The 13,711-nt window shown below is 50.9% G+C and carries 12 protein-coding genes; all 12 read right to left on the bottom strand.

Going from position 1 to position 13,711, the window contains the following annotated elements; translation table 11 throughout:
- Positions 1-9 precede the first annotated feature (9 nt).
- Positions 10-342 (bottom strand): putative DNA-binding protein, encoded by a 333-nt coding sequence (locus tag ACZ5FK_RS00800; protein WP_464806025.1) that lies wholly within the window; start codon positions 340-342, stop codon positions 10-12.
- A gap of 68 nt (positions 343-410) precedes the next feature.
- On the bottom strand, positions 411-1,412 hold the full coding sequence (gene ftsY, locus ACZ5FK_RS00795; protein WP_464806024.1) for a signal recognition particle-docking protein FtsY: 1,002 nt from the start codon (positions 1,410-1,412) through the stop codon (positions 411-413).
- An 18-nt stretch (positions 1,413-1,430) separates the two neighbouring features.
- The gene (gene smc, locus ACZ5FK_RS00790; RefSeq protein WP_464806023.1) at positions 1,431-5,000 is read right to left on the bottom strand and encodes a chromosome segregation protein SMC; all 3,570 of its coding nucleotides are present in this window, start codon (positions 4,998-5,000) and stop codon (positions 1,431-1,433) included.
- Between the two features lie 2 nt (positions 5,001-5,002).
- Positions 5,003-5,770: a ribonuclease III gene (gene rnc, locus ACZ5FK_RS00785; protein ID WP_464807322.1), complete on the bottom strand. Its 768-nt coding sequence runs from the start codon at positions 5,768-5,770 to the stop codon at positions 5,003-5,005.
- 130 nt (positions 5,771-5,900) lie between these two features.
- The gene (locus ACZ5FK_RS00780; RefSeq protein ID WP_464806022.1) at positions 5,901-6,140 is read right to left on the bottom strand and encodes an acyl carrier protein; all 240 of its coding nucleotides are present in this window, start codon (positions 6,138-6,140) and stop codon (positions 5,901-5,903) included.
- 437 nt (positions 6,141-6,577) lie between these two features.
- Positions 6,578-7,324 carry a 3-oxoacyl-[acyl-carrier-protein] reductase gene (fabG, locus tag ACZ5FK_RS00775; RefSeq protein WP_464806021.1) on the bottom strand — a complete coding sequence of 249 codons (747 nt, stop codon included), beginning with the start codon at positions 7,322-7,324 and terminating at the stop codon, positions 6,578-6,580.
- Positions 7,324-8,268: an ACP S-malonyltransferase gene (gene fabD / locus ACZ5FK_RS00770; RefSeq protein ID WP_464807321.1), complete on the bottom strand. Its 945-nt coding sequence runs from the start codon at positions 8,266-8,268 to the stop codon at positions 7,324-7,326. Before fabD ends, fabG begins: the two co-directional genes overlap by 1 nt.
- A gap of 2 nt (positions 8,269-8,270) precedes the next feature.
- Entirely contained in the window at positions 8,271-9,257 is a 987-nt protein-coding gene (gene plsX / locus ACZ5FK_RS00765; RefSeq protein WP_464806020.1) for a phosphate acyltransferase PlsX, read from the bottom strand.
- Positions 9,254-9,838 carry a transcription factor FapR gene (gene fapR, locus ACZ5FK_RS00760; RefSeq protein WP_464806019.1) on the bottom strand — a complete coding sequence of 195 codons (585 nt, stop codon included), beginning with the start codon at positions 9,836-9,838 and terminating at the stop codon, positions 9,254-9,256. Before fapR ends, plsX begins: the two co-directional genes overlap by 4 nt.
- A 169-nt stretch (positions 9,839-10,007) precedes the next feature.
- Positions 10,008-12,056 (bottom strand): ATP-dependent DNA helicase RecG, encoded by a 2,049-nt coding sequence (gene recG, locus ACZ5FK_RS00755; protein WP_464806018.1) that lies wholly within the window; start codon positions 12,054-12,056, stop codon positions 10,008-10,010.
- The gene (gene sdaAA, locus ACZ5FK_RS00750; RefSeq protein WP_464806017.1) at positions 12,037-12,945 is read right to left on the bottom strand and encodes an L-serine ammonia-lyase, iron-sulfur-dependent, subunit alpha; all 909 of its coding nucleotides are present in this window, start codon (positions 12,943-12,945) and stop codon (positions 12,037-12,039) included. Before sdaAA ends, recG begins: the two co-directional genes overlap by 20 nt.
- Before the next feature lie 11 nt (positions 12,946-12,956).
- On the bottom strand, positions 12,957-13,619 hold the full coding sequence (sdaAB, locus tag ACZ5FK_RS00745; RefSeq protein WP_464806016.1) for an L-serine ammonia-lyase, iron-sulfur-dependent subunit beta: 663 nt from the start codon (positions 13,617-13,619) through the stop codon (positions 12,957-12,959).
- Positions 13,620-13,711 lie beyond the last annotated feature (92 nt).

Raw genomic sequence — 13,711 nt, 5'->3', positions numbered from 1 at the left:
ATAGACCCCCTACTCATGTTCTTTTAATTGGTCCACCAATTTTCGTATCTCAATCATCGATTCTTCATTTTCCGGGATCAGCCGGTCAAGCTGCTCTATGATTTCCAGCCTTGTCTGGAATTTCGAGAAAAGCTTCAGTTTCTCTTCATAATCTTCCAGCATGGCTTCGGTCCGCCGTACGTTGTCATAGACCGCTTGCCTGGAGACTCCATATTCCTCGGCAATCTCTCCAAGCGAAAGATCATCCAGGTAATATAATTCCATATAAAGCCTTTGCTTTTCCGTCAAAAGGGATTGATAAAAATCAAAGAGGAAATTCACACGCGTCGTTTTTTCCAGCATCTCGCATCCCTCCCCACCAATCGTAGTACGGGAACAGAGTGCTGTCAAGTAAAATTACTTGTCTTTACTCATTCCTCTTCTGCTTCCTCTTCCAGTTCCAGCCCTTCCGCGAACAGACCATATACATACTTCTCCGGATCGAACGGCTGCAGATCATCCATTCCTTCGCCAAGTCCGACAAATTTTACAGGTATGTTCAATTTGTTCCGGATCGCAAGGACGATCCCGCCTTTTGCCGTACCGTCGAGCTTTGTAAGTACAATGCCCGTCACATCTGTCGCTTCTTTGAACGTCTGCGCCTGGATCAAGGCGTTCTGGCCAGTTGTCGCATCAAGCGCCAAAAGGACTTCATGCGGAGCACCTTCGATTTCCCTGCCGATGACACGGTGGACCTTTTCAAGCTCATTCATCAGGTTGACCTTATTTTGAAGGCGTCCCGCCGTATCACAGATGAGTACATCGACATTCCTTGTCTTCGCCGCCCTGATCGCATCATACATGACCGCAGCGGGATCGGAGCCTTCGGATTGCCGGATCACATCAACGCCTGCGCGTTCTCCCCATACGACAAGCTGGTCGATCGCACCTGCCCGGAATGTATCCCCCGCAGCAAGCATGACAGACTTTCCTTCCGCTTTGAAACGAGCAGCAAGCTTTCCGATTGTCGTCGTCTTTCCGACGCCATTCACTCCGACCATCAAAATGACTGTCAGCTCTCCGTCCTGCATATTCAGCTCGCTGGAGCTTTCCTCGCCGGCATTGTAGATGTCAACCAACTTCTCGGAAATGACAGATTGGATGCCGGCTGTGTCTTTGATGTTCTTCCGTTTCACTTCGAATTTGAGCTGCTCGATCAATTCCATGACCGTTTCCACGCCGACATCAGCCTGCAAGAGCAATTCTTCCAATTCCTCAAAAAATTCCTCATCGACTTCACGGAAACGGGCGACCAGATCATTCACTTTTGATGTGAATGAATTCCTCGTTTTTGATAAACCGTCTTTGAATTTCTCCGTGACAGCCTCGTTCGTTCCAGTGATCTTCTCTTTTAATTTCTTAAAAAATGACAAATCCATTCTCTCCTCTGATTAAGATGTCGCATGTTCTAAAGCTTCCGCCGGCACTTCTGAAAGCTTGACGGAAATAAGTTTAGAAACTCCCGATTCCTGCATGGTGATGCCATATAGTACATCTGCCCCCTCCATCGTCCCTTTCCGGTGGGTGATGACGATGAACTGCGTCTTTTCGGAAAACTTCTTCAAGTACTTACTGTATCGCACAACATTCGCTTCGTCGAGGGCCGCCTCCACTTCGTCCAAAATGACAAACGGCACAGGCCTCACTTCTATGATCGAGAATAAGAGGGTGATTGCCGTCAAGGCGCGCTCCCCTCCTGATAACAGGCTCAGCGGCTGAAGTTTCTTGCCGGGAGGGCGGGCGACAATTTCAACACCTGTCCCAAGGAGATGATCCGGATCGGTGAGGATCAAATCGGCATCACCCCCGCCGAACATCTCTCTGAATACATGATGGAATCTGTCCTTGACAGCTGTGAAAGTCGCATGGAATCGTGTTTCCATCTCCTTATCCATTTCGGACATGGCTTCGTTGAGCGTCTGCTTCGCTTCCAGCAGGTCGTTTCGCTGTTCTGTAAGGAACTGATGCCGTTCGGACACTTCCCTGTACTCTTCGATGGATCCCGGGTTAACGGGGCCTAAGACAGCCAATTCGCTTTTTAGGCGATCCACTTCAGTCCTGAGGATTTCTACATCGGTATCAATGACATACTCCTCATCCGGATATAATCCGTACTCATCAAGCAGCCGGCCAGTGACGGATTCCAATCTGACTTCAAGCTTCGAGATGATGATTTCCGATTCATTAACCGCAACGCGCGCCTCATCAATGCGCGCTCGGCAGCTCTTCAACTGTTCCGCCTGCCGCTCAGCCATTCCGGCAAACTGTAATCGTTCTTCACGCAAACCTGCAATCGTTTTATCAAGTGCGGCTTTTGAAGAGGCGGCATTATTGATATTCGCTTCAATCTCTTCAGGGGCGAATTCCTCAAGCCCTCCAGCACCAGCAATGAACTGCTGTTCCTCTAACAAATTCTGATATTTAACATCCAATTCATTAAGCGCTTTTTTGATATCAGAAACTGTCTTTTGATGATATGCCCTTTGTTCCCTTAAAGTCGCTGCATTTTCACGCAGTTCGGCGTGCCTCGCCCGCAAGGCCGCCTCCTCGTTCCTGCGGTCTGACGCGAGTCGCTGAAGTCCTTCGATTTCCGTCTGCATGGTAACAAGCATCTCTTTGATGGATTGATGGGCAGTGCGGAGAGCCTCCAGCTTCGCGATCAGTTCTCCTCCGGCCGTTTTTGCACCTTTCATGCCGGCATGGGATGTCTCGATTTCCGATTCGACAGACCGGATCTCCATCTCCGTCTCGCGAAGTCTGTTTTCAGCAGTCAAAAGTCCCTTTTGTACCTCTTCCATTTTCCTTCTGTAGGCATCTGAGTCTTGTATCAGCCTTGCGACGCCCATTTTCGTGTCGCCAATTTTCGACGTTGCATGTTCAATGGTTGCACTCATCTCCACAAGCTGCTTCCGGAGAGTCTCCAATTCGGCTTTTCTTGAAAAGACGGAAGACTGCCCTTTGGACCCGCCCCCTGTCAATGAACCGCCGGCATTGACTGTATCGCCGTCAAGCGTTACGATGCGATATTTATAGCCGGTGGACTTGGCGATTTCCGATGCGCCGCCTAACGTCTTCGCTACAATGGTGGCGCCTAGCAGATTGGCTGCGATATTCCTGAACTCATTCTTCGACGCGACAAGCCGGTCAGCGGTTCCGATAAAGTCGGGATGCCTTTCAGCCACATGCAGAATATTTCCTGGTATCGATCTGGGCTTTATAATATCCCTCGGAAGGAATGTCGCTCTGCCCGCATTTTTCGACTTCAGGTATCCGATTGCCTTTCTGGCATCTGCTTCCGATTCTGTTATGATATGCTGCATCGCTCCGCCTAGGGCCGTTTCGATCGCTTTCGCGTATGCAGGATCAACTGTGATCAACTCCGCAACAGCTCCATCGATCCCTTTCAGTTTGCCATTTCTGCTCGCCACAAGCACTTCTTTGACACCTGAATAGAAACCGGAGAACTCCGCTTCCAGGCTTTGAAGAGTCCGGAGCCTGCCCTGCATCTCGTGCTGCCGGTTCAGTGCTGACTGCATAAGCTGCTGTTGCTGTGCCAGTTCGGTCTCTTTTACTCGCAATGCATCCAAAGCCTGTTCGAAACTACGTTTAGACGCCTGCATCTCAGTCGTCAGCGTCTTCACATTTCCTTTCCTCTCGGTCAGTTCTGCGATGAGCTGGACACGCCGTTCCTCAAGAAATGCAGCCTGCTGGACAATGCGGTCTGTCGATTGCTTTTCGCCCTGCAGGCGTTCTTCAATGTGCTTAATGTCATTGCGGATAGTTGCTTCCTCATTAAGCCGTTCGATGTATGCTGATTTCAGTTCCTCGATCTCCTGCTCGGTTTCATGGACAGAGCGTTCCAGCATCCGGGCGATCTCGTCCATTTCCACGGTCACAGTTTTCAGATCATGGCTAGATTTGTCAAAGCTGCCTTGCGCAGCCGATAGCCTCTCTTCATGCTCCGCCTTGCCCAGCTCGGTCTCTTGCAGGCCGCGAGCAATCCGCTCTGCATGCTGCGTGGCATTTCGATGCTTCTCAATGGACAGGAGCCGGCGCCCCTCCCATTTTTCAGCCGCTGCCGTCAATTCAACAAGCTGTTGTTGCAATGATTCAAGACGCCGCTCCCGATCATCGAGCTCGGCTTTGATCCGTTCCGCTTCCTGTTCGGCTGCTGACGCCTCCGCCTCCAGCTTGTCCATTGCATCTTTTTTGGACTTCGCATCCGTGATCCTTGAAGAAAGTTCCTTCCCGAGCATCTGTGCATCATGATTCAGCAAGCTGACATCCAGTTCCCGGATCTTTTCAGAAAGTGATTGATGTTTCTTCGCTGCTTCTGCATTTTGCTGAAGAGGGCCAATCCGGGTGTCCAATTCTTTAAGTATATCGAGGACTCTGTCTAGATGGTCCTCCGTCTCAAACAACTTATGTTCCGCTTTCTTCTTACGCGTCTTGTATTTCAGCACGCCTGCCGCCTCATCGAATATGCTCCGGCGGTCTTCCGGTTTGCTGTTCAGGATTTCATCGACTCGGCCTTGGGAAATGATTGAGAATGCCTCTTTCCCGACACCCGAGTCCATGAAAAGATCATTGATGTCCTTTAACCGGCACTGCTGGCCGTTCAGCAAGTAAGCGCTCTCCCCTGAACGGAATACGCGCCGGCTCACACTGATTTCTGAATAGGCAAGGGGAAATAGCCCCTCGCTGTTATCAAGCAAGAGTGTCACTTCAGCGAAATTCAGCGGCTTTCTGGAGTCACTGCCGGCAAAAATGACATCTTCCATTTTGGAACCTCTGAGCGATTTGGCCGACTGTTCTCCAAGCACCCAGCGGATTGCATCGGTCACGTTGCTCTTCCCGCTGCCGTTTGGACCGACAACCGCTGTAACGCCCGGCACGAAATCAATGCCGACCCGTTCGGCAAAGGACTTGAAACCGATTATTTCCAATCTCTTCAAAAACACAATTACTTCTCCCCTTCGTGCGTGCCGTCTTGGAGTGTACGGATCGCTTCACGGGCTGCTGCCTGCTCCGCCTCTTTCTTCGATTTCCCGATTCCGGAACCAAGCTGCCGGTCGTCTAACTTGACTACTGTCACAAACTTTTTCGCATGCGCCGGACCTTTTTCTTCCACAATCTCATAATGGAGCTGTCCGTTATTCGATTGCTGGACGATTTCCTGCAATCGGCTCTTGTAATCCATCACATGCGAAAAAGCACCGACTCCGATTTTCGGGAAGACGACTTTCTCAAGAAATCGAGTAACCGTGTCCATTCCTTGATCTAGGAACAGGGCGCCGATGAACGCTTCGAAAACATCCGCAAGCAATGCAGGTCTCGTCCGTCCTCCCGTCTGTTCCTCGCCGCGGCCAAGCAGGATATAGTTGCCGAAGCCGAGTTCGTTGGAAAAGATGACAAGCGACGGCTCACATACGACAGCCGCCCTCAATTTTGTCAGTTCCCCTTCCGTCATCATCGGTTCTGTCGCGTATAGGAATTGGGAGACCCCAAGTTCCAGGACAGCATCCCCGAGAAATTCCAGCCGTTCGTTATCTGTAAAATTGCGTCTCCTGTGCTCATTCACATAGGAGGAGTGGGTGAATGCATGATGGAGAAGTGTAGGATCGGCAAAGTGGATGCCCAGTTTCTCCTCAAGTTCCTCGAATTTTTTACGTTCCGCAGCAGGGATTGCTGATTTTACCGTTTTCGGTTTATAGTTGCGTTTCTGCGTCATGTCGCGATCTGCCTTTCCATTCTGTAGTGCTTTCATTTTACATGCTTTCCGTTGTTCGTGCAAAAGCGAAAAGAGACACTCCCTTCCAGATAGTACATCACCGGGATGGGAGAGTCTCGAATCCAATCGATTAAGCATTCACTTTTCCTTCGATATATTTCACGGCATCGCCGACAGTGCCGATCTTTTCAGCATCCTCGTCGGAAATTTCCATATCGAATTCATCTTCCAATTCCATAACAAGCTCAACGACGTCTAGTGAGTCTGCACCAAGATCGTCACGGAAAGAAGCTTCAGGTTTCACTTCGCTTTCGTCAACACCAAGACGGTCGACGACCACTTTTGTTACGCGTTCAAGTACCTCGGACATTCAAGTCACCTCCTCTCAATGAAAAGCGTAAGGCACCGGTTAGCAACGTAGAAACTGGAGAGCTCTCGACCGAGATAAAGGAAACACGGAGAGCGTAGCGATCCGATGTTGACTTATCGACCGAGAGAGATCGAAGTTTCCTAGTTGCTGGTGCCTGGAGCTGGATCTAGCTAATATAAGTCTTGGCAAGTGCCTTAATTTCCACTAAGACCGTGGAAATACGGCAAATCGAACCCTTCGCTGTTCGATTGACTGCATGACCCGCATCCTGCGGGCCCAGGCACCGGTCAGCAACGTAGAAACTGGAGGGCTTTCGACCGAGATAGACCGAAGTTGTGTGCCTGAATTTCCGCTAGCAACCGCGGAAATACGGCAAATCTCACCCTTCGCTGTTCGATTTGCTGGTGCCTGGAGCTGGATCTAGCTTGTTTAATTCCTTACATCACCATGCCGCCATCGACATGGATGGTTTGTCCTGTAATATACGAAGCTTCGTCGGAGAGGAGGAACACAATCGCGTTTGCGACATCTTCCGGGTTTCCGAGTTTGCCTAGCGGGATGGAGCCCAGCATCTGCTCTCTGACATCAGCAGGCAATGCATCAGTCATGTCTGTCGTAATGAAGCCTGGTGCGACTGCATTCACAGTAATGTTACGAGAAGCGAGTTCTTTAGCTGTCGTTTTTGTCAGACCGATGACGCCTGCTTTAGCGGCGACATAATTCGCCTGTCCAGGATTTCCCGTCACACCGACAATGGACGAGACATTGACTATGCGTCCAGCACGCTGTTTCATCATTTGGCGCGTCACTGCTTTGATGCAGAGGAATACGCCCTTCAGATTCGTATCAATGACATCATCCCACTCATCCTCTTTCATACGCATGAGGAGATTGTCACGGGTGATGCCCGCATTGTTGACGAGAAGATCGATAGAACCGTATCGTTCCATCGTTTCATCGATCATGTTTTTGACGCTGTCCGCATCCGATACATTCGCTTGAATAGCAAATGCTTCACCGCCAGCCGACTCGATCGATTTTACAACATCTTCTGCCTTCTCTTTGCTGCCGCTATAATTAACGGCGACCCGCGCGCCTTCTGCTGCCAAGCGGAGAGCGATATCGCGTCCGATGCCCCTGGAAGCGCCTGTCACAATCGCTGTTTTCCCTTTGAACCTGCCCATCATGACCACCCTTTCGACTCATCAATAACCGCCTGCAGCGTTTCCTTGTCATACGCTTGCATGACAACTGCGTTCCTGTCAATCTTCCTGACAAGCCCGCTTAACACTTTACCCGGACCGCATTCGATGAAATGCGTGACGCCAAGATCCAGCAGCTTTCGGACCGAATCCTCCCAGCGCACCGGCGAATACAGTTGCTCGACAAGCAATCTCTTGATCTCTTCCGCTTCCGAGACAGGCTCTGCCGTCACATTAGCGATTACCGGGATGGCAGCGTTCTTCAATTCCAGTCCATCAAGTGTGTCCGCCAGCCTTTCTGCAGCTGGCTTCATGAGTACTGAATGGAACGGCCCGCTGACATCGAGAGGCAATGCCCGTTTCGCGCCGGCTTCCTTCAATTTCACGCATGCCGTATCCACACCCTCTTTTGTGCCGGATATGACAATCTGACCAGGACAATTCAGGTTTGCCGGTTGAACAGGATGCCCGTCCGCTGTGATTTCGTCCGTGATCGTTTTCAGCGTGTCAGCATCAAGGCCGAGGATCGCCGCCATGGAACCCTCCCCTGCCGGAACGGCATCGTTCATGTAAATGCCTCTCTGACGGACCGTTTTCACCGCTTCTTCAAAAGACAGGACGCCTGAAGCGACAAGAGCAGTATACTCTCCAAGACTGTGGCCGGCCGTGAAATCCGGTTCGATTCCCGCTTCCTGTAACAATGAAGCGATCATGGCACCGACCGTAAGCAAAGCCGGCTGCGCGTTATACGTCAAAGTCAATTCTTCTTGCGGCCCTTCTTTGATCAGCTTGCTAAGATCTATTTGCAGCGCTTCATCCGCCTGTTCGAAAAATCGTCCTGCTTTGTCTTCCGTCTGGGCAAGTTCAGTTCCCATGCCAACCGACTGGGACCCTTGTCCAGGAAATATAAATGCCACTTTCGCCACGATCATTCCGCCCCCCTGATTGTTTCTTGAATCGTTTTGCTCACGTCATGTTCCACCATTGTCTTCGCTTGTCTGATTGCATTCAGAACTGCATTGGCATTGGATGAACCATGGGCTTTAATAACAGGAGCTGCAAGGCCAAAAAGGCCAGCTCCGCCGTATTCTGTATAGTCCATTTTCTTTTTCAGGCCGCGCAGCCCGTCTTTCACGAGCAGTGCTGACATTTTTGATGTAAAGGAGGCTCCGAATACACCCTTCAGCATTGAAAAGAAGCCGAGGGCGGTCCCTTCGATTGTTTTCAAGACCATATTGCCTGTGAATCCGTCCGTCACAACGACGTCCGCCACACCATCCAGCAAGTCGCGGGCTTCTACGTTCCCGATAAAATTGATCGGCGCTTCGGACAAAATGGAGTATGCAGCCTTTGTCAGGTCATTCCCTTTACCTTCTTCGGTGCCGATATTTAAAAGTCCTACCCGCGGGTTTGAGATCCCTCTCACTTTTTCTGCATAAATACTTCCCATGACAGCGTATTGCCCGAGATGCCCCGGTTTCGCATCCGCATTCGCGCCAACGTCCAGGAATACAAAGCCGCTGCCATCTATTGTGGGCAATGTCGGGGAAAGCGCAGGGCGTTCGATCCCTTCAATCCGTCCTACGATAAACAGTCCTGCCGCCATGAGAGCGCCTGTATTACCGGCAGATACGCAAGCAGATGCTTCCCCGTCTTTGACGGCCTGCGCCATTTTCACCATCGACGCATCCTTCTTTCGGCGAATCGCTCGCACAGGCTCATCTTCCGCCTCTATTTTTTCTGAACAATGGATGACCTGAAGCCGATCATGCACCTTTACATAAGGAGCCATCGCCTTTTCGTCTCCATAAATATGTATGTGTAAATCTTCAAATGCCTGTAAACTTGCCAGTGCTCCATCGATAATTTCCTTTGGAGCGTTATCTCCACCCATGCCATCAACCGCTATGATCAAATTGATCCCCTCCTGCCTGTTTCCGCATGTGACCGATACATCTGGAATTCTCCTGTAAACACAGTGACATCTCCTACAGCCGAAGTAATCTCAACGATTGTACGCTTGCCCTGTGAACGTTCATGGTTGACGACAGCCCTTGCCACTACCCGGTCCCCTGCCCGGACAGGCTTATGGAAATGGATGGCCGAGTCTGCTGTGAGTGCCAGGTCATCATCAAGGACAGCCACTGCAAGTGAATTCGCCTGAGCAAACAGATGATGTCCCCGGGCGATGCCGCTTCTGCGGAATACATGATCCTCTGTGACGTCAAAGATCGAGATGGCACGCCGGTCGAGTTCGATATCGACAATCTCGCCGAATACTTCGTCGGACTGCATCGACTTCACTTCCTCAAGCGATTTTGCCGCCACCGTTTTCATGCGTTCCCGAAGTTCCGGTATGCCGCACTCCATCCGGTCCAGCCGGATGGTCTGCACACTCACCTGGAAATGAAGCGCAAGCTCTTCATCCGTCATGAATGGATTGCCAGTGAGCAGCTCCACAAGACGGTGCTGCCTCTCCTTTTTAGGAACCCTCAAACCTTTCACCCTTCCGGATTAGCACTTGGTACTAATATCAGTATATAAATTCGCAAGGTAAAGTGCAAGGAGGAAAAGAAGATTCCACTTCCTCAAATGAAAAAGAGCGAAGGAATGCAATTCCCCGCTCGTCTATCATCTGCTTGCAACGGACTTCAGCGCCACGCCCTCAATCTATACGCTCAGGGGAAAGTGCACCCGACTCCTCCAGATAGGTACGCAGCAATCCGTATTCATCATGTTCCCAGAACGCCTTCGATTCGAGCATGCGCTCTGCATCCTGCCTAGCCGTTTCCAGGGCGCGGAAATCATGCACCAGATCCGCCATTTTAAATTCAGGAAGTCCGCTTTGCCTTTTCCCGAAAAATTCTCCCGCGCCTCTAAGTTCCAGGTCCTTTTCAGCCAGGATGAACCCATCATTCGTCTCCGTCATCGACTGCATCCGCTCTTTGCCTTCTTCGTTCTTAGGATCGGCAAGAAGCACGCAATACGACTGGTCCGCCCCTCTTCCGACACGGCCCCGCAACTGGTGAAGTTGCGCAAGACCAAAGCGGGTCGCATCATAAATGAGCATGAACGTAGCATTCGGCACGTTGACACCCACCTCGACGACAGTGGTGGAGACAAGACAATGGATTTTCCCTTCACTGAAATCCCGCATGATCGAATCTTTCTCTTCAGCACTCAGCCTTCCATGCATGAGGCCGATATTGTAACGGCCCGAAAAATGGGAAGTCAGCTGTCCATGAACATCTACCGCGTTCTGGACGTCCAGCTTTTCGGACTCTTCTATGAGGGGGCAGATGATATAGGCCTGCCTTCCCGCACGAAGTTCTTTCTCCATTTTTCTCAGCACCGGCATGATCGATTCCTCTTTCAGCCAGAATGTCTCGACTTTTTTACGGCCGGCCGGCATTTCATCAAGGATCGACACATCCATCTCGCCGAAGGCTGTAATCGCAAGTGTCCTGGGAATCGGTGTCGCCGTCATGAAGAGTACGTCCGGGCTGACCCCTTTATCTCGCAGAACCCTCCGTTGTTCGACTCCGAACCGGTGCTGCTCGTCCGTGATGACGAGCCCTAATTTCTTGAATGTCACGTCAGGCTGGATCAAAGCATGAGTGCCGACCAATATATCGATATTCCCGTCCTGCAGCTGTTCCAGCAGCAGTTTCCTCGCTTTCCCTTTCGTCGAACCGGAAAGGAACGCCACATTGACACCGAATGGCTCAAACCATTCCACGAGCGAAGCGGCATGCTGCTCAGCAAGTATTTCAGTCGGAGCCATCAGTGCACCTTGAAAGCCGCCTGTAATCACTGCATATAAAGCGATGGCTGCCACGACCGTTTTTCCGGAACCTACATCTCCTTGAAGCAAACGATTCATGCGGACAGGGCTTTTCAGTTCAGCACAAAGTTCATTGACGACTTTCTTCTGGGCATTCGTCAACTCAAATGGCAATGACGAAATGAAGTTTTTCAACTTATCCAGATCATAAGAGATGGGAGTCCCGGTCTCCATCTCTTTCCGGGCACGTTTCATGCTCGCCATCTTCAATTGGAACTTGAGCAGTTCCTCATAGACAAAACGCCTTCTTGCCTGCTTCACATCGGCAGGAGTCGAAGGGAAATGGACCATCTCAAGCGCATCTTCCAAAGAAGGCAGCCGGTACGCTTCACGGATCTCTTCCGGAAGCGGATCCACAAGCTGTCCTTTGGCCGCATCCAGCGCGAGTCTCATATAGCGCCTGAATGTCTTTTGATGCAGGATGCCTTTTAAACTATAGACAGGCTCAAAGTCATTTTGGGTCCTTTTTGGCCCTTCTGCAAAATTGCTGACGTTGATCACTTGCCTGCCGCGGTCCCATTTGCCGGTGATTGTCACAACCATTCCAATCTCCAGCCGGTCTTTCAAATAGTGCTGATTAAAGAATATCGCTTTTACAAGATGATTGCCGGCGAGGATGCGGACTTGTAATCTCGATCGGTTTTTCCCTAAAAAAAGGACGGACGGCTCACTCTCGATTCTTCCTTCGATCGTGACCCGTTCGTTATGCGGGGTGGCCGCGAGATCCTTCAGCCGGAAATCTTCATGCCGGTACGGGATCATCATGATCAAATCCTCCACCGTATCGATTCCGAGTTTCCCGAGTTGTTCAGCGGCCGCTTTCCCGACACCCTTTATCGTTGTGACCGGTTCAAGGAGTGACGGTGTCACGGACCGCTTTATCCTTCCCGAATATCTTCGCTTCAAGCGCCTTTCCTGTCGGTGTCGCAGCGAGGCCGCCTTTCGCTGTTTCACGCAATGCGGACGGCATCGTCTGTCCGATCCGGTGCATCGCTTCGATCACTTCGTCGGTCGGAATCTTGCTCACGATGCCAGCCAGGGCCATATCCGCTCCGACAAATGCTTTCGCAGCGCCCATGGCATTCCGCTTAACGCACGGAACTTCGACAAGACCCGCAACCGGATCGCAGACGAGTCCAAGCATGTTTTTCATGACAATCGAGAAAGCTTCCGCAGATTGCTGCGGAGTCCCTCCTGCCATCTCAACAATCGCGGCGGCAGCCATGGATGCAGCTGATCCCGTCTCCGCCTGGCAGCCCCCTGCAGCTCCTGATATGGATGCATTGTTTGCGACGACAAATCCGAATGCCCCTGAAGTGAACAAGTAATTGATCATCTGCTCACGGGTCGGATTCAGTTTATTCTTCACTGCAAATAATGTGCCGGGGACAATTCCCGCAGCTCCCGCGGTCGGTGTGGCGCAGATCATTCCCATAGCCGCATTCACTTCATTGGTGGCAACCGCTTTGCTGACAGCATCCAGAAGGAGTTCCCCGGATAGCGATTGGCCGCTTGCGATGTACTTTTGCAACAGAACCGCATCTCCGCCAGTCAGCCCCGATGTTGATTGGACGCCTTCCAGCCCTTGTTCCACCGCTTTTTCCATGACGGTCAAGTTATTATCCATTTGTGCGACAATTTCTTCACGAGACCTTTTCGTAATCAGCATCTCTTGTTCGATCATGATCTCTGAGATCGGTTTATTTTGCGTTTCGGCGAGCGAAACGAGTTCTTTTACAGAAGTGAACAACACATCCACTTGAATCCCTCCTAATTTGCCAATGTCGATACTTGGGTCACGTTTGGCAGTGATTGCAATTGGCTGATCAGCGTTTCATCGAAAATCTGATCGACTTCAATGACCATGAGCGCCATTTTGCCTTTCTCTTTGCGTCCTACTTCCATATGGGCGATATTCATGCCCTGGTCCGCTATGATGTTGGAAACACCCGCGATAACGCCCGCCCGGTCTTCGTGGACAACAAGAAGCGCAGGGAAATGGCCGGATAAACGAAGCGGGAAGCCGTTCAATTCGGTAACTTCCATAGTTCCGCCACCGATCGATATTCCGACTAGCTCCATCTCGCCTTCCTCGTCTCCGATTACAATCCTTGCCGTATTCGGATGGTCGGGCTCCTCCTCTTCGGGAATGAATTCAAATGTCATTCCCGCTTTTTCCGCATCCTCGAAAGCTGTTTTGATGCGCTCGTCAAATGTATCATAATCAAGCAGCCCGCCGATGATCGCGACGTCAGTTCCATGCCCCTTGTACGTTTCTGCAAACGAACCGTATAAATGGATACGTGCCCATTTCGGCTGTCGGCCGAACAAGTCTCGTGCGACCCTTCCGATGCGTGCCGCTCCGGCAGTATGGGAAGACGAAGGGCCGATCATCACCGGACCGATAATTTCAAAAACCGATCTGAATTTCATCTATGGAATCCCCCTTTTGAAAACCATTTCTCTTCTCTTTATTTTACAACAAATAATAGTTTAAGACAAAATACAACGAATCTTCCGCTTCA

Source organism: Sporosarcina sp. GTC18466 (assembly GCF_055389225.1).
This window is presented reverse-complemented; position numbering and strand designations above follow the sequence as displayed.

What these genes read in the sequence shown, in the direction of transcription:
- ACZ5FK_RS00800 (WP_464806025.1), bottom strand. Translation starts at nt 342, where the DNA reads ATGCTGGAAAAAACGACGCGTGTGAATTTCCTCTTTGATTTTTATCAA.
- rnc (WP_464807322.1), bottom strand. Translation starts at nt 5,770, where the DNA reads ATGACGCAGAAACGCAACTATAAACCGAAAACGGTAAAATCAGCAATC.
- ACZ5FK_RS00780 (WP_464806022.1), bottom strand. Translation starts at nt 6,140, where the DNA reads ATGTCCGAGGTACTTGAACGCGTAACAAAAGTGGTCGTCGACCGTCTT.
- fabG (WP_464806021.1), bottom strand. Translation starts at nt 7,324, where the DNA reads ATGGGCAGGTTCAAAGGGAAAACAGCGATTGTGACAGGCGCTTCCAGG.
- sdaAB (WP_464806016.1), bottom strand. Translation starts at nt 13,619, where the DNA reads ATGAAATTCAGATCGGTTTTTGAAATTATCGGTCCGGTGATGATCGGC.